Source organism: Variovorax sp. NFACC27 (assembly GCF_048301545.1).
Lineage (GTDB): Bacteria > Pseudomonadota > Gammaproteobacteria > Burkholderiales > Burkholderiaceae_C > Variovorax > Variovorax gossypii.
On sequence record NZ_CP157613.1, the window covers coordinates 8,172,630 to 8,193,697 of the forward strand.

The window sequence follows — 21,068 nt, forward strand, 5'->3', positions numbered from 1 at the left end:
GAGCCCAACGCATTGAACTACCAGTTCGACTTCATGCCCGTGCTCGAGCAGTGGCCGTTGCTGCTCGAAGGCGCGTGGACGACCGTGCAGCTGTCCTTTCTCGCCACCGTGCTGGGCTTCATGCTCGGCACCGTCTGCGCGCTGGGCCGCAACAGCCGCCAAGGCTGGCTGCAGCGCCTGACGGGCGGCTACGTGGAGGCGATCCGCAACACGCCGCTGCTGATCCAGAGCTACTTCCTGATCTTCGGCCTGTCGAGCGCGGGCGTGACGATGCCGATCATGGTCGGCGCGGTGCTCGCGCTGGTGGTGAACATCGGCGCATACAGCTGCGAGATCATCCGCGCGGGCATCGAGTCGATTCACAAGGGCCAGCTCGAGGCGGCCGAGTGCCTTGGCCTGTCGAAGGTGCAGGTGTTCTGGCACGTGATCCTGCGCCCGGCGGTGGAGCGCGTGTACCCGGCGCTCGCGAGCCAGTTCGTGCTGCTGATGCTGGCCTCCAGCATCATGTCGTCGATCGGCGCGGAAGAACTCTTCGGCGTGGCCAACCGCATCCAGTCGGACACCTTCCGCAACTTCGAGATCTTCATCGTGCTGTGGGTGGTGTACCTGGCGCTGTCGTATGCGATGCGACTGGGCTTCTGGCTGCTGGGCATGCTGGTCTTCCCGCGCCGGCGCAAGCTCGGCACGCCGCTGTGAGGAGGGCGCGGACATGAAATTCATGCCGGCCGAGCATCTCGGCTTCCTCCTGATGGGCGCATGGGGCACGGTGCAGCTCTCGGCGCTGGCCTTCATCGGCGGCGGTCTCGTCGGCCTCGCGCTGGCGCTGGCGCGCGTGTCGCCCGTGAAGGCGGTGCGCGTGGCCGCCGCGAGCTACATCCAGGTCATCCAGGGCACGCCGCTGCTGGTGCTGATGGGCGTGTGCTTCTTCGGCCCGAACATCGTGGGCATCGGCTCGGTGCCGGCGCTGGCCGCGGCGGCGCTGGCCATCACCGTCTACGCGAGCGCCTTCCTCGGCGAGATCTGGCGTGGCTGCATCCAGGCAGTGCCGCGCGCCCAGTGGGAAGCCGCCGAGTGCCTGGCGCTCACGCGCATCGAGCGCATGCGCCGCGTGATCCTGCCGCAGGCGCTGCGCATCGCCACGCCTCCGACGGTGGGCTTCCTGGTGCAGATCATCAAGAACACCTCGATCGCCTCGCTGGTGGTCGGCTACGCCGAGCTTTCCTACAACGCCAAGGTTCTGAACAACTCGACCTTCCAGCCCTTCCTGTACTTCGGCTGCGCGGCGCTTCTTTATTTCGCCCTTTGTTATCCGCTCTCGCGATGGAGTCGCGCCCTTGAAAGGAAGCTCAATGCAGCCCGTGGTTGAACTCAACGACGTCCACAAGCACTTCGGCAAACTGCATGTGCTCAAGGGCGTGTCGTTCTCGGTGACGCGCGGGCAGGTGGTGGCCATCATCGGGCAGAGCGGCTCGGGCAAAAGCACCGCGCTGCGCTGCATCGACCGGCTGGAGACCATCGACAGCGGCACCATCCAGTGCTGCGGCCACGCGGTGCACGACCCGGCGCTCGAGCTGCGCTCGCTGCGCAAGGACGTGGGCATCGTGTTCCAGAGCTACAACCTGTTCCCGCACCTCACGGTGAAGCAGAACATCACGCTCGCGCCGCAGTCGGTGAAGAAGATGAGCGCCTCGGAAGCAGGCGCCATCGCCATGGAAGTGCTGGAGCGCGTGGGCCTGGCGGAAAAGGCCGACTCCTACCCCGAGCAGCTCTCGGGCGGCCAGCAGCAGCGCGTGGCCATCGCCCGCTCGCTCGCGATGAAGCCGCAGCTGATGCTGTTCGACGAAGTCACCTCCGCGCTCGACCCGCAGCTCACCGGCGAAGTGCTCAAGGTGATGGAGAAGCTCGCCTCCGAGGGCATGACCATGATCCTCGTCACGCACGAGATGGCCTTCGCGCGCGGCGTGGCCGACAAGGTCATCTACATGCACCAGGGACTGGTGTGGGAGGAGGGCGACGCCAGCATCCTCAGCAACCCGCAGACGCCGGAGCTGCGCCAGTTCATCGGCACCGGGCTTTGATTTTTCGTTCAGACAACTCCAGGAGACTTTCGATGACTTCTTCCTTCCCGCTTTCGCTGAAGCGCCGCGGCACCCTGCTGTCGGCCCTCGCGCTGGCCCTGCCGCTCGCCTTCGCGAGCGCATCGGCGCACGCCGACCAGCTCGACACCATCACGGCCGCCAAGAAGATCCGCGTGGCCATCGACCTCGCCGTGCCGCCCTACGGCCTGAAGGACGAGAAGCTCAACGCCACCGGCTCCGACGTCGAGACCGCGCGCCTGCTGGCCAAGAGCCTGGGCCTCGAGCTGGAGATCGTGCCGACCACCGGCGCCAACCGCATTCCCTTCCTGCAGACCGACAAGGCCGATATCGTGATCTCCAGCATGTCGGTCACGCCGGAGCGTGAGAAGGTGGTCGACTTCTCGGTGCCTTACGCCGCCATCCTGGCCGTGGTGGGTGCGCCCAAGAGCATGAACATCGCCGGCCCGGCCGACTTGGCGGGCAAGAAGGTGATCGCCACGCGCGGCACCACCAACGACCAGGAAGTGACGAAGATCCTGCCGGCCGGCACGCAGATCGTGCGTTTCGACGACGACGCCACCTCCATCACCGCGGTGGTGAGCGGGCAGGCCGACATCTTCGCGACCGCGCCGCCGCTGCTGAAGACCATCAACGAGAAGAACCCGGCCAAGCAGATGGAGCCGAAGTTCACGATGAAGGTCAACATGCTGGCCATCGGCATGCGCAAGAACGAGCCCCGCCTGAAGGCCAAGCTCGACGAGTTCGTGAAGGCGCAGCTCAAGAGCGGCGAGCTCAACAGCATCTACAAGAAGTTCCATGGCGCGGACCTGCCGGCCGACGTGACGCGCAACGCAGGCTGAGCACGATGGCGAAGATCGACCAGGTCGAGATCTCGCAGATCGACATCGCGCCGAAAGTCCGGCGCACCGACGCCATCCAGTCCTTTGTGACGCAGGAGACGGTGATGGTCACCGTGCGCTGCGACGACGGCTCGGCTGGCATGGGCTACACGTACACCATCGGCACGGGCGGCTCGTCCATCGTGGCGCTGCTGAACGACCACCTGGCGCCGCGGCTGATCGGGCGCGACCCGCAGCAGTACGAGGCCATCTGGCGCGACCTTTTCTTCCACACGCACGCCACCGCCGTGGGCGCGATCACCAGCCTCGCTCTCGCGGCCATCGACACCGCGCTGTGGGACCGCAACGCACGCGCGGCGGGCCTGCCGCTGTGGAAGCTGGCCGGCGGCGCGCAGGAACGCGTGCCGGTCTACACCACCGAGGGCGGCTGGCTGCACCTGGAGCCCGCGCAGCTGCTGGAGCAGACGCTGGCCGCGAAGGCCGACGGCTTTCTCGGCGCGAAGATCAAGGTCGGCAAGCCGCACGTGGCGCAGGACATCGCACGCCTGTCGGCCGTGCGCGAGGCGGTGGGCGCGGACTTCGAGCTGATGGTCGACGCCAACCAGAGCTTCACAGTGGCGGAAGCCATTCGCCGCGCGCGGCAGTACGCGCCGCTCGACCTCGCCTGGTTCGAGGAGCCGATGCCGGCCGAGCACGTGCGCGCGCATGCGCAGCTGCTGGGGAGCACCAGCGTGCCGATCGCGGTGGGCGAGTCGATGTACCACCCGTCGCAGTTCGCCGAGTACATCCAGCAGGGCGCCTGCTCCATCGTGCAGGCCGACGTGGCGCGCGTGGGCGGCATCACGCCGTGGCTCAAGATCGCGCACCTCGCGGAGGCGCACAACATCGCGATGTGCCCGCACTTCCTGATGGAGCTGCACGTGAGCCTGTGCGCGGCGGTGCCGAATGCGCGCTGGGTGGAATACATCCCGCAGCTCGACGACCTCACGACGAGCCGGCTGCGCATCGAGGGCGGCCATGCGGTGGCGCCACAGACACCGGGGCTGGGCATCGAGTGGGATGCCGACCAGCTGAAGGCACGGCGCAAGTTCGCGCCGATCGTGCTGCGCGGCTGAACCCGCGCGCCGGTCAGTCGGCAATCAGTCGGCTTCGAGCAGGTCGCGCAGGGTCCGCAGGTCGCGGGCGACCCACTGCGCGTCGCGCTCGAAGGCCGCGTCGTCCATGTGCGGCTGGCGCAGCAGCGTGAACTGCAGCTCGCAGGCGTCCGGTGCGACGCCGATCACGCGGAACGGCAGGTAGACCTCGGGCACGCCCTCGGGCGCCACCCAGTGGTCGAGCACGCCGAAGTCGTTGCGCGGCGCGAAGCGCATGCGGGCTTCGCCGCTCTCGGGCGTGCGCACGATCCAGTGGTCGCCGTGCGGCACCAGCGCGCTCTTCGCGAGGCCGCTGGCCCAGTCGGGCAGGCGCTTCGGATCGGCCGCCAATACATAGGCTCGGCGCCAGTCGCAAGCCACGCGCAGCGTGACGACGCGCGACTGCGCGGGGGAGTGCTCATTCGTCGGTTTCATCGAAATCGCTCCTCAGCACCTTTGACACGACAGCGCCCGAGAAACCGCGCGCCATCAGGAATCGCATCTGCTTCGCCCGTTCCTTCGCGTCGGCGGGCGGCCCGGCGAAGCGCTGGCGCCACAGGGCCGTGGCGCGCTCGACTTCGGTTTCCTGCAGGCCGGCCACGGCTTCGGCGATGGCCTCGGGCGCGATGCCTTTGGCCTGCAGCTCCTGCTTCACCCGCAGCGCGCCCGAGCGGGCCGCGCGCTGGTTGAGCACCGAGGCCACCACGCGCGGCTCGCTGATGAAGTCCCTGGCCGCCAGCTCGTCGAGCGCCTTCGCCAGCGTGCCGGGCTCTTCCTCGTGCCTGGCCAGCTTGCGCTCCAGCTCCGCGCGCGAATGCTCGCGCTGGCTCAGCAGGCGCAGCGCGCGGCCTTTGAGGGATGGGGCGTCGAATGCCATGCGGGGGTCGCTCGCGCGGCCCCCGTGGAGCCGCGCCTGTGCTTACTCGCCCTTGTCGGCCTTGGCCGCCTTCTGCGGCTTCTCGGGCGTGTCGTCGGCATCGGCGGCCAGCAGCGGCACGCCCAGCGACTCGCGCACCTTGTTCTCGATCTCGCGCGACAGCGTGGGGTTCTCGCGCAGGAACTCGCGGGCGTTGTCGCGGCCCTGGCCGATCTTCTCGCCGTTGTAGGCGTACCAGGCACCCGACTTGTCGATGATCTTGGCGTTCACGCCCATGTCGATGATCTCGCCCTCGCGGCTGATGCCCTCGCCGAACAGGATGTCGAACTCGGCCGTCTTGAACGGAGGCGAGACCTTGTTCTTCACCACCTTCACCTTGGTCTCGTTGCCGATGGCCTCGTCGCCCTTCTTGATGGTGCCGATGCGGCGGATGTCCAGGCGCACCGAGGCGTAGAACTTCAGCGCGTTGCCGCCGGTGGTGGTTTCGGGCGAGCCGAACATCACGCCGATCTTCATGCGGATCTGGTTGATGAAGATGACCATGCAGTTGGTCTTCTTGATGGTGGCGGTCAGCTTGCGCAGCGCCTGGCTCATCAGGCGGGCCTGCAGGCCGGGCAGCGAGTCGCCCATTTCGCCTTCGATTTCGGCCTTGGGCGTGAGCGCGGCGACCGAGTCGACCACGATCAGGTCGACGGCGCCGGAGCGCACCAGCGAGTCGACGATCTCGAGGGCCTGCTCACCGGTGTCGGGCTGGCTGATCAGCAGGTCCGACAGGTTCACGCCGAGCTTCTGGGCGTACTGCACGTCGAGGGCGTGTTCGGCGTCGACGAAGGCGCAGGTGCCGGCCTGCTTCTGCATGGCGGCGATGACCTGCAGCGTGAGCGTGGTCTTGCCCGACGATTCAGGGCCGTAGATCTCGACCACCCGGCCGCGCGGCAGGCCGCCGACGCCCAGGGCGATGTCCAGGCCCAGCGAGCCGGTGGAGACCACCTGGATGTCCTCCAGCACCTCGCCCTCGCCGAGCCGCATGATGGTGCCCTTGCCGAACTGCTTCTCGATCTGGGCCAGCGCGGCCTGCAGGGCCTTGGCCTTTTCGCTGTTGGCACCGATGCTCGAACCTTTGACGACTGCGTCCATGTGGAAATCTCCTTGAAAATCAATGGCTTGTGTGTGACACCATCCATCTGCGTTTAACTACAGGCTGGATGCTTGAACAGTAGTGTAGGGGCTGATGCTTCGGCGTAAACCTGTTTTTTGGTCAGTTTGCTTTACCATTCCGAGCCATGGCCGACGCCGCCTTTCCCACTGATCACGACGCCTGGCGCCAGACCCACCTGGGTCGCCTGCTGGGCCACGCCATGCGCCGTTTCGACGAGCGCGTGCTGGAGCTGATGGCGCACGACGTCGACGTGCCGCTGGCCCTGTCGAACCTCGCGGCGCGCGCGCAGGTGAGCGCGGCGCACATCCACATCACGCGGCACCTGTCGCGCGAGGGCTCGCGCCTCACGGAGCTGGCCGAGCGCGCCGGCATGACCAAGCAGGCGATGGGCGCGCTGGTCGACCAGTGCGAGGCCTGGGGGCTGGTCACCCGCGGGCCCGATCCGCTCGACGCGCGGGCGCGGCGCGTGCTCTTCACCGCCGACGGGCTGGCCTGGCTCGATGCCTTCCGCGGCGCGGTGATGCAGGCCGAAAAGGAGTTCAGGAGCAGCGTGGGCGACGAGATCGCCACCGTGGTAACCATCGGACTCGAAGCCTATACGGCGGGCTAGACTCCTGCGCAGAGACAAATGTGAACGGCGCCGGCCCGGCGCCCCGACACCCGAAACAGGCCGGAGGTGAAGCATGCGGATTCTGATTGCCGAAGACGACCAGGTGCTTGCCGATGCCCTGCTGCGCAGCCTGCGCACCTCGGGCGCGGCGGTCGACCACGTGGCGAACGGCTCGCAGGCCGACACCGCGCTCATGACCCACGACGAGTTCGACCTGCTGATCCTCGACCTCGGGCTGCCCAGCCTGCACGGCATCGAGATCCTGAAGCGCCTGCGTGCACGCGGCTCGCAGCTGCCGGTGCTGGTGCTGACCGCGGCCGACAGCGTGGAGGAGCGCGTCAAGGGCCTGGACCATGGCGCCGACGACTACATGGCCAAGCCCTTCAGCCTGCAGGAACTGGAAGCGCGCGTGCGCGCCCTCACGCGGCGCGGCATGGGCGCCACCAGCAACACCATCCGCCACGGCCCGCTGGTGTACGACCAGGCCGGCCGCGTGGCCACCATCGACGGCAAGATGGTCGAGCTGTCGGCGCGCGAACTCGGCCTGCTCGAGGTGCTGCTGCAGCGCGCCGGCCGGCTGGTGAGCAAGGACCAGCTCGTCGACCGGCTGTGCGAGTGGGGCGAGGAGGTGAGCCTCAACGCCATCGAGGTCTACATCCACCGCCTGCGCAAGAAGATCGAGAAGGGCCCGGTGCGCATCGCGACGGTGCGCGGGCTGGGCTACTGCCTCGAAAAGATCCAGCCCTGATGCACCCTGACATGCGGGAAATGCCGCGGAACCGGCTTTGCCGGGCCGCAGGCATCGCCCTCGGCAAGGCGGCGCGAAGACAGGTGGTGCGCGCGGCCCGGGAGCGAATCAAGTGAAGCTTTTCCAGCGCGCGCAGCGCTCCCTCTTCGGCGAGATCCTCGACTGGATGCTCACGCCGCTGCTGCTGCTGGTGCCGGTGAGCATCGGCGTCACCTGGCTGGTGGCGCAGGGCATCGCCAACGCGCCCTTCGACCGCGCGCTCGAGCACAACGTGAAGGCGCTGGCCGAACTGGTGACGATGAAGGAAGGGCACGCGCAGTTCGTGCTCTCGCAGTCGGCGCGCGAGATCCTGCGCGCCGACGAGAGCGGCCACGTGTACTACCAGCTGCTCGATGGCTACGACAACCTGCTCAGCGGCGAGCGCGACATTCCGCAGCCCGGCCTCGACGAGCCGCTGCCGCCCGGCCAGGTGTTCCTGCACAACAGCGACGTGCACGGCCAGCCGGTGCGCGTGGCCTCGATGTGGATCGCCAGCGGCACCGACGACGTGCCGCCCACGCTGCTGCAACTGGCCGAGACGCGCGAGAAGCAGTCGGTGCTGGCGGCCGAGATCATCAAGGGCGTGCTGCTGCCGCAGTTCGCCATACTGCCGCTGGCAGTGCTGCTGATCTGGCTGGCGCTGGTGCGCGGCATCAAGCCGCTGTCGGTGGTGGAGGCGCGCATCCGCGAGCGCCGACCGGGCGACCTGAGCCCGCTGGACGAATCCTCGGTGCCGCTGGAAGTGGTTCCGCTGGTGTCGTCGGTCAACGAATTGCTCGACAAGCTCAACGATTCGATCGGCACGCAGAAGCGCTTCCTGGCCGACGCGGCGCACCAGCTGAAGACGCCGCTGGCGGGCCTGCGCATGCAGGCCGACCTGGCGCAGCGCGAGGGCGCCAACGCCGACGAGCTGAAGCAGTCGCTCAAGCAGATCGGCCGCGCGAGCAAGCGCGCCACGCACACGGTGAACCAGCTGCTGTCGCTGGCGCGCGCCGAGGGCAACAGCGCCAACGCGCACCACCAGCCCTGCGACCTGGCGAAGCTGACCATCGAGGTGGTGCGCGAGGCGGTGCCGCGCGCGATCGAGAAGCGCATCGACCTGGGCTACGACGGCGTCGAGCCCGGCGCGCCGGGCGTGGTGTTCGACGGCAACGCGACGCTGCTGAAGGAACTGGTGCGCAACCTGGTCGACAACGCGATCAACTACACGCCCTCGACGCCCGAGCGTCCCGGCCTGATCACAGTGCGTGTGCTCGCCGACCCCTTCGGCCACGTGCTGCTGCTGCAGGTGGAGGACAACGGCCCCGGCATCGCCGAAGCCGATCGCGAGCTGGTGTTCGAGCCCTTCTACCGCGTGCTCGGCAACGAGGCCGACGGCTCGGGGCTGGGGCTGCCGATCGTGCTGGAGATCGCGAACCAGCATCGCGCGCAGGTGAAGCTGGAGGACGCGCATCCGGGCCGGCATCCGCCGGGGGCGCTGTTCACGGTGCGCTTCGAGAACGAGCCGCCCCCCTGAGCAGCCCCGCAGAAGGGCTCGTCGGTCGTCAGGGCGCCGGCGCGGCGGGCTTCGCCGCTTCCTTGCGGATCTGCAGCAATTCGGGATGAATCTGGCGCGCCATGCGCTGCGGCTCGCGCTCGCTGAGGCCCGCCGGCGCCAGGCCGAAGCCGGCGAGATCGCCGCGCGTCCAGAGGAAGTAGCCGGCGTTGGCCAGCAGCAGGACGACGAGGAGCAGGCGCAGCTTCATATGCTCAGAAAGCCATGCCGCGAGGGCGTACGCTCACTTCGTCGCTCGAGATCAGCTGCAGGCCGGCGTCGGTGCGCACCTGAAGCTCGCCGCCCCAGGTCACGCCTTCGCACAGGCCGGCGGTGCCGTCGCTGAGCGTCACCTCGCGCCCGCGCAGCACGTCGCGCGCGGCGAAGCGCTCGGCGAAGGGCGCGAAGCCGCGGGTCTCGAAGTCGAGCACCGTGCGCACCAGCGGCAAGACCAGCTCGCCCAGCACCTCGGGCGCACCGACGCTCGGACGCCACTGATGCACCCAGGCCGGCGGCGTGCGCATGCCGTCGGCCTCGCGTGCGCCGATGTTCACGCCAATGCCGATCACGAGGTAGCGCGAGGCATCGGGCCGGCCATTGGCCGGCAATGCGGTCTCGACGAGGATGCCGACCAGCTTGCGATCGTTGACCCACACGTCGTTGGGCCACTTGAGGCCGACCTTCTGCGCGCCGGAAGGATCGAGGCTTTCGGCGACGCTGACACCCACGGCCAGCGAGAGCCCCGACCAGTCGGCCGGCGCCAGCGGCAGGCCCAGCGAGAACATGAGCGAGGCCGACGCCTCCTGCCGCGCGTCGCCGCTCTGCCAGGGCCGCCCCAGACGGCCACGCCCGGCCGTCTGGCGCTCGGTCACGAGCAACACGGGCTCGACGCGACCTGCGCGCGCCCGGCGCATCAGCTCGGTGTTGGTGGAGTCGATCTCGGCCACGGCCTCGACGGCGAAGCCGGGCAGCAGCGGCGTGATCGCCGCGGCGATCCGGTCCTGGAACCAGTCGGCCGTGCTGCTGTTGTCCATGGTCAGTCCTTGGCGGACTTGTCTTTCTTGGCGGATTTCTTTTCCGCTTTTTTCTCGGCCTTCTTTTCAGCCTTTTTCTCCGCCTTCCTGGCGTCCTTCTTCTCAGCCTTCTTCTCGGCTTTCTTCTTTTCGGCCTTTTTCTTCGCCTTCTTCTTTTTCTTCTTCTCTTCGTCCTCGTCCTTGGGCGTCAGCAGCGTGCCGCGGCACTGCTCCGAGCCGCACCAGCAGGGAAATTCGGAAAGAAGTTTCGGCGTGTACGGCTCGTCGATGATCAGGCCGTAGTCGTAGTTGAGCTCTTCGCCGGCGGCGATGTTGCGCAGCGCCTTGATATAAACGCGCCCATCGACCTCGTCAGCTTCGCAGTTCGGCTCGCACGAGTGGTTGATCCAGCGTGCATCGTTGCCCTTGACGTTGCCGTCGATCACGCGGCCGTCGTCGATGTGGAAGTAGAAAGTGTGGTTCGGCTGGGTCGGGTCGTGCGGATGGCGGCGCAGCGCCTCCTTCCAGTTGATGACCTCGCCCTTGTATTCGATCAGCGTCTCGCCTTCGGCCAGGTCCTGCACGGCGAACACGCCGTTGCCGTGGACATCGGAGCGTCGCATCTGGATGCGGCGGCGGCCGGAACGCTCCTTGGCGGCGGGCTGCGCATCAGCCTCGGGGAGCGCGGTGGCCTGCGTATCACGACCGGCCGGAAGTGGGGATTTGGAAGGCATCGCCGAAGTCTGTTAGTTTGAATATGCACACACATGCGCGTGTGCGCGTGCGCACGCGGGAAGCCGCAGAGTATAGAGAGCCCTTAGATGACAAAGACGTTGGTAATCGCAGAAAAGCCGTCGGTGGCGCAGGACATCGTCCGCGCCCTCACGCCGGTCGCAGGGAAATTCGACAAACATGACGAGCATTTCGAGAACGACAGCTATGTCGTGACCAGCGCTGTCGGTCACCTGGTCGAGATCCAGGCGCCCGAGGAATTCGACGTCAAGCGCGGCAAGTGGAGCTTCGCCAACCTGCCGGTGATCCCGCCGCACTTCGACCTCAAGCCCGTAGACAAGACCAAGACCCGCCTGAACGCGGTGGTCAAGCAGGCCAAGCGCAAGGACGTGACGCAGCTCATCAACGCATGCGACGCGGGACGCGAGGGCGAGCTGATCTTCCGCCTCATCGAGCAGTACGCGGGCGGCAAGTCGGGCCTGAACAAGCCGGTGAAGCGCCTGTGGCTGCAGTCGATGACGCCGCAGGCCATTCGTGACGGCTTCGACGCGCTGCGCACCGAGAAGCAGATGCAGGGCCTGGCCGACGCCGCGCGCTCGCGCTCGGAAGCCGACTGGCTGGTGGGCATCAATGGCACGCGCGCGATGACGGCCTTCAATTCGCGCGACGGCGGCTTCTTCCTCACGACCGTGGGCCGCGTGCAGACGCCCACGCTCTCGGTGGTGGTGGAGCGCGAGGAACAGATCCGCAAGTTCGTCTCGCGCGACTACTGGGAAATCCACGGCACCTTCGGCGCCGAGGCCGGCGAGTACCCGGGCAAGTGGTTCAACCCCGACTGGAAGAAGGCCAACGCGCCGCTGCTGGCCAACGGCGAGCCCGATCCCGAGCAGCGCGCCGACCGCGTGTGGAACGAGCAGGAAGCCCGCGCCATCGCCGACGCCTCGCGCGGCAAGCCCGCCACCGTCACGGAAGAGAGCAAGCCCACCACGCAGGCATCGCCGCTGCTGTTCGACCTGACCTCGCTGCAGCGCGAGGCCAACAGCCGCTTCGGCTTCAGCGCCAAGACCACGCTGGCGCTGGCGCAGAGCCTGTACGAGCGCCACAAGGCGCTGACCTACCCGCGTACCGACTCGCGCGCGCTGCCTGAAGACTACCTGCCGGTGGTCAAGCAGACCATGGGCATGCTCGCCAACAGCGGCATGAAGCACCTGGCGCCCTTCGCCCAGCAGGCGGTGGACGGCAACTACGTCAAGCCCAACAAGCGCATCTTCGACAACGCAAAGGTGTCGGACCACTTCGCGATCATCCCGACGCTGCAGGCACCGAGCGGCCTGAGCGAAGCAGAGCAGAAGCTGTACGACTTCGTGGTGCGCCGCTTCATGTCGGTGTTCTTCCCGAGCGCCGAATACCAGGTGACCACGCGCATCAGCACGGTGGAGCAGGGCGGAAAGAAATACGCCTTCCGCACCGACGGCAAGGTGCTGGTGAAGCCGGGCTGGCTCGCCATCTACGGCAAGGAAGCCCAGGACGACGAGAAGGAAGACGACAAGGACGGCAAGCGCCTCGTGCCGGTGAAGCCGGGCGAGATCGTCAACACCGTGTCGGCCGACATCAAGGGCCTGAAGACGCGCCCGCCGGCACGCTATTCCGAAGCCACGCTGCTCGGCGCCATGGAAGGCGCGGGCAAGACCATCGACGACGACGAGCTGCGCGAGGCCATGCAGGAGAAGGGCCTGGGCACGCCAGCCACGCGCGCGGCCACCATCGAAGGCCTGATCACCGAGAAGTACATGCTGCGCGAAGGCCGCGAGCTGATCCCGACGGCCAAGGCCTTCCAGCTCATGACGCTGCTGCGCGGCCTGGGCGTGGAGGAACTTTCCAAGGCCGAGCTCACAGGCGAGTGGGAATACAAGCTCGCGCAGATGGAGAAGGGCGCGCTCAGCCGCGACGCCTTCATGCGCGAGATTGCCGAGATGACGGAGCACATCGTCAAGAAGGCCAAGGAGTACGACCGCGACACCGTGCCGGGCGACTACGCCACGCTGCGCACGCCGTGCCCCAACTGCGGCGGCATCGTGCGCGAGAACTACCGCCGCTACGCCTGCACCGGCAAGAGCGGCACCGGCGAGGACGCCTGCGGCTTCTCGTTCGGCAAGTCGCCGGCCGGGCGCACCTTCGAGGTGGCCGAGGCCGAGGCGCTGCTGCACGACAAGCACATCGGCCCGCTGGAAGGCTTCCGCTCCAAGGCCGGCTGGCCCTTCACCTCCGAGATCGTCATCAAGTACGACGAGGAAGCGAAGAACTGGAAGCTGGAGTTCGACTTCGGCGACGACAAGAACGAGGAAAGCGGCGAGATCGTCGACTTCAGCGAGCAGGACACCGTGGGCCCGTGCCCGGTGTGCGGCGCGCCGGTGTTCGAGCATGGCAGCAACTACGTCTGCGAGAAGTCGGTGCCGACCAACTCGCAGCCCACGCCGAGCTGCACCTTCAAGACCGGCAAGATCATCCTGCAGCAGCCGGTGGAGCGCGCGCAGATGGAAAAGCTGCTCGCCACCGGCAAGACCGACCTGCTCGACAAGTTCGTGAGCATGCGCACGCGCCGCGCCTTCAAGGCCTTCCTGACCTGGAACGCCGAAGAGGGCAAGGTGACCTTCGAGTTCGCGCCGCGCGAGGGCGGCAGCAAGTTCCCGCCGCGCAAGACCTTCGGCAAGGCTGCGCCGGCCGGCAAGACGGCTGCCGCGAAGAAGGTGGCGGCGAAGAAGACGCCCGCGGCCAAGAAGGCCCCGGCAGCGAAGAAGGCCGCCGCGCCACGCAAGCCCGGCGCGGGCCTGAAGCCCAGCGACGCCCTGGCGGCGGTGATCGGCAACGAGCCGGTCGCGCGCACCGAGGTGGTGAAGAAGCTCTGGGACTACATCAAGGCCAACGGCCTGCAGGACGCGAAGGACAAGCGCGCGATCAACGCCGACGCCAAGCTCAAGCCGGTGTTCGGCAAGGACCAGGTGACGATGTTCGAGCTCGCGGGCATCGTGGGCAAGCACCTCTCGGCGCCCTGAGCCATGCTGCGCAGACACTTCGCGACGAGCGTGGCGCTGGCCACCCTGGCCACGGCGGTGCTCGGCGGCACGGGCATGGCGCATGCCGCCGCATGGCCCGACAGGCCGGTCAAGCTGGTCGTGCCGTTCCCGCCCGGGCAGGCCACCGACATCTTCGCCCGCGCCATCGCCGAACAGCTCGGCAAGCGGCTGGGCCAGCCGGTGGTGGTCGACAACAAGGCCGGCGCCGGCAGCAACATCGGCACCGAGTTCGTGGTGCGCTCGCAGCCCGACGGCTACACGCTGGTGGTGGCGGGCAGCGCGATGGCGGTGAACCAGACGCTCTACGCCAAGCCGGGGTTCGATCCGCGCAAGGACCTGGTCGGCATCTCGCTCATCGCCAAGGTGCCGCTGGTGTTCCTGGCCACGCCCGAGAGCGGCATCCGCACGCTGGCCGAGCTCACCGCGCGCGCCAAGGCCGAGCCCGGCCGGCTGAGCTACGCGAGCGCCGGCATCGGCGGCACGCAGCATCTGTCGGGCGAGATGTACAAGGCGGCGGCGCATGTCTTCGTCACGCACATTCCGTACCGGGGCAGCGGCCCGGCGCAGTCGGACTTCCTGGGCAACCAGGTGCCGTTGATGATCGACTCGGTGACGGCCGCGCTGCCGCACATCAAGTCGGGCCGGGCGGTACCGCTGGCCGTGACCTCGGCCACGCGCTCCTCGCAGCTGCCCGACGTGCCCACCGTGCGCGAAAGCGGCGTGGCGGGCACGAAGAACTTCGAGGCCGTGGGCTGGCTCGGCCTGATGGCGCCGCGCGGCACGCCGCCCGACATCGTCGAGCGCCTCAACCGCGAGGTGACCGACATCCTGAAGAGCGAGCAGATGGCGCGCTTCATCCGCGAGCGCGGCTCCGAGCCCGCACCGACGACCCCGGCCGAGTTCGACCGCTTCGTGGCGAGCGAGATCGGCGTGTGGGGCGCGGCGGTGAAGGCCTCGGGCGCCAAGCCCGAATAAGCAGGAGGGGCAGGCGGCGCCAACAACCCTGACGGCGCCGGGTGTGCTGTTACAGCCGCTTTACGCGGCCGGCCTATAGTGGCCCCGGTCCAACCATCCAGGAGATTCCGTTGAAGTCGTCTTTCATCGCCGCAGCATTCGCGATCGCAATGGGCGTACTGGCCACGGGTTGCGCCGGCACGGGTTCGGCCGGCAACGGCAATGCCGGCTCCTCCGCCGCCACGCCGACCAGCGGCAGCGGCGTCACGGTGTTCGGCACCATCGACGCCAGCGTCAGCGGCTACAAGAACAGCAGCGGCGCGCGCTGATCAGGCCACGCCCGCCAGGTAGCCGTGCAACGCGGCACGCAGCTGCCGTGACAGCGCCTGCAGGTCGGGCCGCCCGCCCGTACCGATGTGCAGGTGCGCGAACAGGCCGTAGATGATGGTCTGGCACACGCGGGCAACTTCCTTCTTCTGGCAGTCCGGCGACAGGTCAACAGCCGCGTCGAGCACGCCCACCCATTCGCCCACGAAGCGGTCGTACATCTTGCGGTAGGCCTCCGGACCCGAGAGGTGCCGCTCCAGCAGGTAGTGCGCGCCCCAGGCCAGGGGTTGCGCGCGGTGCGCCTCCAGCTGCGCGTCGATCACCGCATCCACTATTTCCGCCAGCGGCCGCCCCGCGTGCGCGGCGACGGCCGCGCGCATGTCCAGCAGCAGCGCCTTGGAGCGCAGGTGCAGGACAACGCGCGCCAGGTCTTCCTTGCTCGCGAAGTATTCGTAGAAGCTGCCGAGCCCCGTGCCCGCCACGGACACGATCTCGCGGATGGTGATGGCGGCAAAACCCTTCTCGACCAAAAGCCGAACAAAGGCTTCCTGCAGCGCCTGCGAGGTGTGGAGCGCGCGGGACTGGCGCGGCTTTCTCCTCGGGGCGGCGGCGGCGCGGGGAGCAGCCATCAGCGCAGCCGAACCCGAACACCTCGCGGGCGGGTTGTTCCTAGAATTTTTTGACCCATCGAACGGCATTCTGCAATGGCTCAAGACGACATCGATCCGGACGGCTCCCACCCCGCCGTCTACACCGCGCAGGGCGGCGACGCCTGGCTGCCGAGCGAACTCTCGCGCGGCCCCTGGGACCCGCGCGCGCAGCATGGCGGCGCGCCCTGCGCACTTCTCGCGTACGTAGCCGAGCGGGCCGCGCCCGGCACCGGCTGGCAGCTGGCGCGGCTCACCACCGAGCTGGTGAAGCCGGTGCCCGTGGCGCCGCTGACGACGCGCACGCAGGTGCAGGCTTCGCGCTCGACCGTGCGCGTGGGCATCGACCTGCTCGCCGGCGAGGTGCTGGTGGCGCGGGCGAATGTCCTGCTGCTGGCGCAACAGCAGCTGACGCTGCCGTCCGATCTGCCCGGCTGGCCGCGGCGGCAGATGCTGCCGCTGCCGCGCGACTGCAAGGAGCCCGTGCGCATCCCGGGGCTGCCCAGGGGCGTGTCGTTCTACGGCACCGCCATGGAAACGCGCGTGGCCGAAGGCGACGCCGCCCGGCCCGGCCCATGCGGCGCGTGGTTCCGCCTCGCGGTGCCGCTGCTGCACGGTGCGGCCACTTCGCCCGCGATGCGTGCTGCGGCCGCCGCCGACTTCGGTAACGGCCTGAGCTGGGTGCTGCCGGCCGAGCGCTACCTGTTCACCAACGCCGACATGAGCATGAACCTGTTCCGCGTGCCGCAGGGCGAGTGGATCGGCGTGAGCTCGGTCACCGAGGCCCACGGCGGCGGCGCGGGCCTCGTCGTGTCCCATCTCTACGACGAGAGCGGCCCCATCGGCCTCGCCACCCAGACGCTGGTGCTGCGCGAGCGGCGCCCCGAAGCCTGAGCCTTCAACCGGAAGAAACGACCATGACCACCACCGGCATCCACCCCGACAACCAGGTCCCCGAACTCAAGGACTACAACGTCTACACCAGCGACCCCACGCTGCGCGGCGCAGTGACACGCGGCGGCGCGGCCTGGCGCGACGAGGAGCTGGCGCGCCAGGGCGCGGAGTACGGCGCCGAGGCCACGCTGCGCGCCGCGGAAGACGCCAACCACCACGAGCCCGAACTGCACACCCACTCGCGCACCGGCGAGCGCATCGACCAGGTGCGCTTCCACCCGGCCTGGCACACGATGATGACCATCGCCCGGCGCAACGGCATCGCCAACCTGCCGTTCTTCGACGAGCGGCCCTCGGCCTGGGTGGGCTACGGCGCGTCGCTCTATATGCACAGCCAGATCGAATCGGGCTCGACCTGCCCGACCACCATGACCAAGGCCTGCATCCCGGTCGTGCGCCGCAACGCGGCGCTGTACGCCGCGCTGCGCGACAAGCTGGCGTCGAACGACCACGATGCGCGCGACATCCCGCTCGAGGGCAAGACCTCGATCACGGTCGGCATGGGCATGACCGAGAAGCAGGGCGGCAGCGACGTGCGCACGAACACCACGCGCGCCGTGCCTGCGGGCAGCGGGCCGTGGGGCGACGAATTCCTCATCACAGGCCACAAGTGGTTCTTCTCGGCGCCGATGTGCGACGGCCACCTGGTGCTCGCCAAGACCGACGAGCACGGCTCCTCATGCTTCTTCGTGCCGCGCTGGCGGCCCGACGGAAGCAAGAACGCGATCCACATTCAGCGGCTGAAGGACAAGGTCGGCAACCGCTCCAATTCGAGCAGCGAGGTCGAGTTCAAGGACGCCTGGGGCGTGCTCGTGGGCGACGAGGGCCGCGGCATCCCGACCATCATCGAGATGGCGACCGTGACGCGGCTGGATTGCGCGCTGGCCAGCGCCGGCTTCATGCGCCAGGCCTTCGCGCAGGCGCTGCACTACGCGCGCAACCGCCACGTCTTCGGCAAGGCGCTGGCCGACCAGCCGGTGATGACCGCCCTGCTGGCCGACATGGCGCTCGAATCGCAAAGCGCCACGCTGCTGGCGATGGGGCTGGCCTCGCGCTTCGGCTCCGCGGCGCCGCTGGACACGGCCTGGCGCCGGCTGCTCACGCCCGCCGCGAAGTTCTGGAACTGCAAGCGCGCGGTGGCGCTCACCGGCGAGGCGATGGAAGTGTTCGGCGGCAACGGCTACGTGGAAGAGGGCCCGATGGGCCGGCTCTTCCGCGAGGCGCCGGTCAACTCGATCTGGGAAGGCTCGGGCAACGTGATGTGCCTGGACGTGCTGCGCGCCGTCTCGCGCAACCCCGACGACGCGCACCTCGTGCTCGATCACCTGCAGGAAGTCGCCACCGGCGAGCCCCGCGTGCTCGACGCGCTGCAGACCGTGCGCCGGATGACGCAGCTGCCGCCGCAGGAGCTGGAGCAGCAGGCCCGCCGCTTCATCCAGCGGCTGGTGCTGGCCGCGCAGGCCTGCCTGATGCTGGAGCACGCGAGCGCGGAGGAATCGGCCGCGTTCCTGTCGAGCCGCTTCGATCCCGACTGGGGGCCTGTGACGGGCATCAGCGCCGGCACTTCGGATCCGGCGGCGCTGCTGCGTGCTGCCTGGCGCTGACCAGACGCCTGTCCCAGCAGTTGAGAATCGCGCCCATGACCATTGCGGCGCAACCCGGAGTGCTGGATCGGGCGTATTTCAATCTCGTTGTCGTTCGCGCTCCCTTGATCGAGGTGGCGCGCGCCTTCGACGGCCATCCCCCGATGAAGGTGAAGGTGGCGGCCGCGCCATTCGCCTTTCCATCCCAGTCGTACAGTGGGGAAGGCTCCACCATGCTGCTCTGGGTGCCGGAAGCCGCCCCGCATCTCACGGCCTTCATGCCGCACGCCGCGTCGAGCGACTACTTCTTCCGCTCGTACTGCACCCGCTTCCTGTTCGACGTCGCCGAGGTGCGGAGCACTTCGCCGCAGGCGGAGGACCCGATCAACTCGTTCGAGGTCGATGCGGACGGCAAGCCGAGGCGCATGGTGCGCGCGATGAAGGACGATCGCTGGGCCTTCTTCCAGGAAGGCAGCCCGTTCGGGTTCGAACGGACCGAGCGCTATGCATCGAGGCTGGTCAGGGACCGCCTGACGCGAGAGCTGGTGCTCGACTATCTGGAAGCCTGGGGCGCGCCCGTTCGCGACGAGGCTTTCTGGAGAACGAACGTGCCGGCGGCCACCTTCGTGGGCCGGACCTAGCCCGCGAACTTCCTCCTCAGCGCCGCAGCAGCGCCTGCCGCAGCACCCGCGCGGCGCGATCGCGGATCTTGCCGGAGCCGGAGCGCGGCGTGGTCTTGGGCGCGACCTTGGCGGTGGCGCAGGCCCACAGGAAGTCGTGCAGGATCGGCGTGTCGTCCACGGTCTCGGTGCTGCCGTACTTGTGGAACTCCGGGTGCCACTGGGTCGCCGAGATGTAGCTGCGGCCCTTCTCGGGACGGCGGCGGATGGCCTCGGGCACGCGGTCGGGCATGCTCCAGGCCTCGACCTCGAAGCCCGGCGCGAGGCCCTTGATGCCCTGGTGGTGAATGCTGTTGACGCGCGCGGTGCGCACCTCGGGATAGAGCTTCGACAGCCGCGTGCCCTCCACGATCTCGATGTCGTGGAAGTTCTGGTCGTAGGTCACCGGGTCGCGGTGCTTCAGCGTCTGGGGGTGGCCGTGCTGTTCCTCGATGTCCTGGTAGAGCGTGCCGCCGAAGGCCACGTTGATGAGCTGCAGCCCCCGGCACACGCCGAAGATGGGCTTGCCGGCCTGCTCGAAGGCCTCGACCAGCGCGAGGTCGTAGAGGTCGCGGATGCGGTCGCCGATCCAGGCGTCCTTCAGCGGCACCTCGCCGTAGCTGCCGGGCCAGACGTCGGCACCGCCGTGCATCACCACGCCGTCGAGCCATTCGGCGTAGTGCGACAGCTTGGTGTCGCCGCGCGCGGTCTCGCCGGTGGGGCAGGGCACCATCACGACCATCGCGCCGGCGGACATGAGCCAGTGCGCGATCGACTGCTCGACGTACTGCAAAGTCTTGTTGGTGAAGAGCGAGCGGGCCGGGTCCGCATGCGAGAAGCAGGCGGACAGGCCGATCTTGAGCCTGGCGGAAACAGGTTGTGTCATCGCTGGACTGTCGTCGGTGGGAACCGGACGGGTGATGCGAAAAGGAAAGTCCATTTTGGCTCGTTGGCCTCTCGCACGGGGTCGGACGACACGCCAAGTATGCTTTCAACGCTGCCCCAACGTACAAGGAAGACAAGCCGATGAAAACCATCAAGGGCCCAGCCATATTCCTGGCCCAGTTCGCGGGAGACACCGCCCCCTTCAACACCCTCGACGGCATCGCCGGCTGGGCCGCCGGCCTGGGCTACAAGGGCGTGCAGATTCCCAGTTGGGACGCCCGCCTGTTCGACCTGAGGAAGGCGGCCGAAAGCAGGACCTACTGCGACGAGGTGAAGGGCACGCTGGCGAGCCACGGCCTGCAGATCACCGAGCTATCGACGCACCTGCAGGGCCAGCTGGTGGCGGTGCACCCGGCCTACGACGCGGGCTTCGACGGCTTCGCGGCGCCCGAGGTGCGCGGCGACCCGGTGCGGCGGCAGCAGTGGGCCGTCGAGCAGCTGCACCTTGCGGCCAAGGCCTCGGCCAACCTCGGGCTCACGGCGCACGCGACCTTCTCGGGCGCGCTGGCCTGGCCCTACCTGTATTCGTGGCCGCCGCGCCCGCCGGGCCTGATCGAGGAAGCCTTCGACGAGCTGGCGCGCCGCTGGCGGCCCATCCTGGACGCCTTCGACGCAGCCGGCGTGGACGTGGGCTACGAGATCCACCCCGGCGAGGACCTGCACGACGGCGTGAGCTACGAGATGTTCCTGGAGCGCGTGAACAACCACCCGCGCGCCTGCCTGCTGTACGACCCGAGTCACTTCATGCTGCAGCAGCTCGACTACCTGGCCTACATCGACCACTACCACGAGCGCATCAAGATCTTTCACGTGAAGGACGCCGAGTTCAACCCGACCGGCAAGCAGGGCGTGTACGGCGGCTTCCAGAGCTGGATCAACAGGGCAGGGCGCTTCCGCTCGCTGGGCGACGGTCAGGTGGACTTCAAGGCCATCTTCTCGAAGATGGCTCAGTACGACTTCCCGGGCTGGGCGGTGCTGGAGTGGGAGTGCTGCATCAAGCACCTGGAAGACGGCGCGCGCGAGGGCGCGAAGTTCATCGCGGACCACATCATCCGCGTGGCCGACCGCGCCTTCGACGACTTCGCGGCGGGCGGCGTGGACGTGGCGGCCAACAAGCGGATGCTGGGGATCGGCTAGGCCGT

The 21,068-nt window shown here is 68.3% G+C and carries 23 protein-coding genes; 15 read left to right on the forward strand and 8 right to left on the reverse strand.

What is annotated here, in order from left to right; all coding sequences use genetic code 11:
- Positions 1–12: 12 nt before the first annotated feature.
- The 5 genes from ABL840_RS38350 to ABL840_RS38370 are packed head-to-tail and all read left to right on the forward strand — an operon-like array spanning position 13 to position 4,053.
- Positions 13–696, forward strand: a complete 684-nt coding sequence (locus tag ABL840_RS38350; RefSeq protein ID WP_093300199.1) for an amino acid ABC transporter permease — start codon at positions 13–15, stop codon at positions 694–696.
- Positions 697–718: 22 nt separating this feature from the next.
- Entirely contained in the window at positions 719–1,366 is a 648-nt protein-coding gene (locus ABL840_RS38355; RefSeq protein ID WP_093300566.1) for an amino acid ABC transporter permease, read from the forward strand.
- Positions 1,350–2,078: an amino acid ABC transporter ATP-binding protein gene (locus ABL840_RS38360; RefSeq protein ID WP_093195931.1), complete on the forward strand. Its 729-nt coding sequence runs from the start codon at positions 1,350–1,352 to the stop codon at positions 2,076–2,078. The genes ABL840_RS38355 and ABL840_RS38360 overlap by 17 nt, the downstream gene beginning before the upstream one ends.
- A gap of 32 nt (positions 2,079–2,110) precedes the next feature.
- Entirely contained in the window at positions 2,111–2,938 is an 828-nt protein-coding gene (locus ABL840_RS38365) for a transporter substrate-binding domain-containing protein (protein ID WP_093300201.1), read from the forward strand.
- Positions 2,939–2,943: 5 nt separating this feature from the next.
- Positions 2,944–4,053, forward strand: a complete 1,110-nt coding sequence (locus tag ABL840_RS38370) for a mandelate racemase/muconate lactonizing enzyme family protein (protein WP_093300205.1) — start codon at positions 2,944–2,946, stop codon at positions 4,051–4,053.
- A gap of 24 nt (positions 4,054–4,077) precedes the next feature.
- Here the strand turns inward: ABL840_RS38370 and ABL840_RS38375 are convergent, their stop codons facing one another.
- Genes ABL840_RS38375 through recA form a run of 3 tightly spaced genes read right to left on the reverse strand, consistent with a single transcriptional unit; the run spans position 4,078 to position 6,085 of the window.
- Entirely contained in the window at positions 4,078–4,506 is a 429-nt protein-coding gene (locus ABL840_RS38375; protein ID WP_093300207.1) for a polyketide cyclase, read from the reverse strand.
- On the reverse strand, positions 4,490–4,948 hold the full coding sequence (gene recX, locus ABL840_RS38380; RefSeq protein ID WP_093300208.1) for a recombination regulator RecX: 459 nt from the start codon (positions 4,946–4,948) through the stop codon (positions 4,490–4,492). The genes ABL840_RS38375 and recX overlap by 17 nt, the downstream gene beginning before the upstream one ends.
- 42 nt (positions 4,949–4,990) lie before the next feature.
- Positions 4,991–6,085: a recombinase RecA gene (recA, locus tag ABL840_RS38385; RefSeq protein ID WP_093195926.1), complete on the reverse strand. Its 1,095-nt coding sequence runs from the start codon at positions 6,083–6,085 to the stop codon at positions 4,991–4,993.
- Positions 6,086–6,231: 146 nt separating this feature from the next.
- On the opposite strand from recA, the gene ABL840_RS38390 reads away from it, so the two are divergent.
- The 3 genes from ABL840_RS38390 to ABL840_RS38400 all read left to right on the forward strand — a co-directional run bounded on the left by ABL840_RS38390 (position 6,232) and on the right by ABL840_RS38400 (position 9,020).
- Positions 6,232–6,717, forward strand: coding sequence for a MarR family winged helix-turn-helix transcriptional regulator (locus tag ABL840_RS38390; RefSeq protein WP_093300209.1), 486 nt, complete (start codon positions 6,232–6,234; stop codon positions 6,715–6,717).
- Between the two features lie 73 nt (positions 6,718–6,790).
- The gene (locus ABL840_RS38395; RefSeq protein WP_093300210.1) at positions 6,791–7,465 is read left to right on the forward strand and encodes a response regulator transcription factor; all 675 of its coding nucleotides are present in this window, start codon (positions 6,791–6,793) and stop codon (positions 7,463–7,465) included.
- Between the two features lie 112 nt (positions 7,466–7,577).
- Entirely contained in the window at positions 7,578–9,020 is a 1,443-nt protein-coding gene (locus ABL840_RS38400; protein WP_093300211.1) for a sensor histidine kinase, read from the forward strand.
- A gap of 28 nt (positions 9,021–9,048) precedes the next feature.
- Here ABL840_RS38400 and ABL840_RS38405 read toward each other — a convergent pair whose 3' ends face one another.
- From ABL840_RS38405 to ABL840_RS38415, 3 genes are read right to left on the reverse strand one after another with little or no spacing between them, the layout of a single operon-like run.
- A complete protein-coding gene (locus ABL840_RS38405) occupies positions 9,049–9,249 on the reverse strand; it encodes a sporulation protein (protein ID WP_093300212.1) in 201 nt (66 codons plus the stop codon).
- 4 nt (positions 9,250–9,253) lie between these two features.
- A complete protein-coding gene (locus ABL840_RS38410) occupies positions 9,254–10,072 on the reverse strand; it encodes a biotin--[acetyl-CoA-carboxylase] ligase (protein WP_093300213.1) in 819 nt (272 codons plus the stop codon).
- Between the two features lie 2 nt (positions 10,073–10,074).
- A complete protein-coding gene (locus ABL840_RS38415) occupies positions 10,075–10,785 on the reverse strand; it encodes an SET domain-containing protein (RefSeq protein ID WP_418116148.1) in 711 nt (236 codons plus the stop codon).
- A gap of 87 nt (positions 10,786–10,872) precedes the next feature.
- On the opposite strand from ABL840_RS38415, the gene ABL840_RS38420 reads away from it, so the two are divergent.
- From ABL840_RS38420 to ABL840_RS38430, 3 genes are all read left to right on the forward strand, one after another.
- Positions 10,873–13,836: a DNA topoisomerase III gene (locus tag ABL840_RS38420; RefSeq protein WP_093300215.1), complete on the forward strand. Its 2,964-nt coding sequence runs from the start codon at positions 10,873–10,875 to the stop codon at positions 13,834–13,836.
- Between the two features lie 3 nt (positions 13,837–13,839).
- Positions 13,840–14,832 carry a Bug family tripartite tricarboxylate transporter substrate binding protein gene (locus tag ABL840_RS38425; protein ID WP_418116149.1) on the forward strand — a complete coding sequence of 331 codons (993 nt, stop codon included), beginning with the start codon at positions 13,840–13,842 and terminating at the stop codon, positions 14,830–14,832.
- Between the two features lie 110 nt (positions 14,833–14,942).
- The gene (locus ABL840_RS38430; protein ID WP_093300216.1) at positions 14,943–15,140 is read left to right on the forward strand and encodes a hypothetical protein; all 198 of its coding nucleotides are present in this window, start codon (positions 14,943–14,945) and stop codon (positions 15,138–15,140) included.
- Here the strand turns inward: ABL840_RS38430 and ABL840_RS38435 are convergent, their stop codons facing one another.
- Entirely contained in the window at positions 15,141–15,767 is a 627-nt protein-coding gene (locus ABL840_RS38435) for a TetR/AcrR family transcriptional regulator (protein ID WP_418116150.1), read from the reverse strand.
- A 75-nt stretch (positions 15,768–15,842) separates the two neighbouring features.
- Between ABL840_RS38435 and ABL840_RS38440 the strand changes: the two genes are divergently transcribed.
- From ABL840_RS38440 to ABL840_RS38450, 3 genes are read left to right on the forward strand one after another with little or no spacing between them, the layout of a single operon-like run.
- A complete protein-coding gene (locus ABL840_RS38440; RefSeq protein WP_093300218.1) occupies positions 15,843–16,679 on the forward strand; it encodes a thioesterase family protein in 837 nt (278 codons plus the stop codon).
- Positions 16,680–16,702: 23 nt separating this feature from the next.
- Positions 16,703–18,343, forward strand: a complete 1,641-nt coding sequence (locus ABL840_RS38445) for an acyl-CoA dehydrogenase family protein (protein ID WP_093300219.1) — start codon at positions 16,703–16,705, stop codon at positions 18,341–18,343.
- Between the two features lie 35 nt (positions 18,344–18,378).
- Positions 18,379–18,963 carry a hypothetical protein gene (locus ABL840_RS38450; RefSeq protein WP_093300220.1) on the forward strand — a complete coding sequence of 195 codons (585 nt, stop codon included), beginning with the start codon at positions 18,379–18,381 and terminating at the stop codon, positions 18,961–18,963.
- A 16-nt stretch (positions 18,964–18,979) separates the two neighbouring features.
- Here the strand turns inward: ABL840_RS38450 and ABL840_RS38455 are convergent, their stop codons facing one another.
- A complete protein-coding gene (locus ABL840_RS38455) occupies positions 18,980–19,867 on the reverse strand; it encodes a type 1 glutamine amidotransferase (protein ID WP_093300569.1) in 888 nt (295 codons plus the stop codon).
- A 140-nt stretch (positions 19,868–20,007) separates the two neighbouring features.
- Between ABL840_RS38455 and ABL840_RS38460 the strand changes: the two genes are divergently transcribed.
- Entirely contained in the window at positions 20,008–21,063 is a 1,056-nt protein-coding gene (locus ABL840_RS38460; protein ID WP_093300222.1) for a sugar phosphate isomerase/epimerase family protein, read from the forward strand.
- The last annotated feature ends 5 nt before the right edge of the window (positions 21,064–21,068 follow it).

Bases quoted from the DNA above. Each gene is read 5' to 3' on its own strand.
- ABL840_RS38355 (WP_093300566.1), top strand. From the start codon at position 719: ATGCCGGCCGAGCATCTCGGCTTCCTCCTGATGGGCGCATGGGGCACG.
- ABL840_RS38360 (WP_093195931.1), top strand. From the start codon at position 1,350: ATGCAGCCCGTGGTTGAACTCAACGACGTCCACAAGCACTTCGGCAAA.
- ABL840_RS38365 (WP_093300201.1), top strand. From the start codon at position 2,111: ATGACTTCTTCCTTCCCGCTTTCGCTGAAGCGCCGCGGCACCCTGCTG.
- ABL840_RS38370 (WP_093300205.1), top strand. From the start codon at position 2,944: ATGGCGAAGATCGACCAGGTCGAGATCTCGCAGATCGACATCGCGCCG.
- ABL840_RS38375 (WP_093300207.1), bottom strand. From the start codon at position 4,506: ATGAAACCGACGAATGAGCACTCCCCCGCGCAGTCGCGCGTCGTCACG.
- recX (WP_093300208.1), bottom strand. From the start codon at position 4,948: ATGGCATTCGACGCCCCATCCCTCAAAGGCCGCGCGCTGCGCCTGCTG.
- recA (WP_093195926.1), bottom strand. From the start codon at position 6,085: ATGGACGCAGTCGTCAAAGGTTCGAGCATCGGTGCCAACAGCGAAAAG.
- ABL840_RS38390 (WP_093300209.1), top strand. From the start codon at position 6,232: ATGGCCGACGCCGCCTTTCCCACTGATCACGACGCCTGGCGCCAGACC.
- ABL840_RS38395 (WP_093300210.1), top strand. From the start codon at position 6,791: ATGCGGATTCTGATTGCCGAAGACGACCAGGTGCTTGCCGATGCCCTG.
- ABL840_RS38405 (WP_093300212.1), bottom strand. From the start codon at position 9,249: ATGAAGCTGCGCCTGCTCCTCGTCGTCCTGCTGCTGGCCAACGCCGGC.
- ABL840_RS38410 (WP_093300213.1), bottom strand. From the start codon at position 10,072: ATGGACAACAGCAGCACGGCCGACTGGTTCCAGGACCGGATCGCCGCG.
- ABL840_RS38415 (WP_418116148.1), bottom strand. From the start codon at position 10,785: ATGCCTTCCAAATCCCCACTTCCGGCCGGTCGTGATACGCAGGCCACC.
- ABL840_RS38420 (WP_093300215.1), top strand. From the start codon at position 10,873: ATGACAAAGACGTTGGTAATCGCAGAAAAGCCGTCGGTGGCGCAGGAC.
- ABL840_RS38425 (WP_418116149.1), top strand. From the start codon at position 13,840: ATGCTGCGCAGACACTTCGCGACGAGCGTGGCGCTGGCCACCCTGGCC.
- ABL840_RS38435 (WP_418116150.1), bottom strand. From the start codon at position 15,767: ATGGCTGCTCCCCGCGCCGCCGCCGCCCCGAGGAGAAAGCCGCGCCAG.
- ABL840_RS38440 (WP_093300218.1), top strand. From the start codon at position 15,843: ATGGCTCAAGACGACATCGATCCGGACGGCTCCCACCCCGCCGTCTAC.
- ABL840_RS38445 (WP_093300219.1), top strand. From the start codon at position 16,703: ATGACCACCACCGGCATCCACCCCGACAACCAGGTCCCCGAACTCAAG.
- ABL840_RS38450 (WP_093300220.1), top strand. From the start codon at position 18,379: ATGACCATTGCGGCGCAACCCGGAGTGCTGGATCGGGCGTATTTCAAT.
- ABL840_RS38455 (WP_093300569.1), bottom strand. From the start codon at position 19,867: ATGACACAACCTGTTTCCGCCAGGCTCAAGATCGGCCTGTCCGCCTGC.
- ABL840_RS38460 (WP_093300222.1), top strand. From the start codon at position 20,008: ATGAAAACCATCAAGGGCCCAGCCATATTCCTGGCCCAGTTCGCGGGA.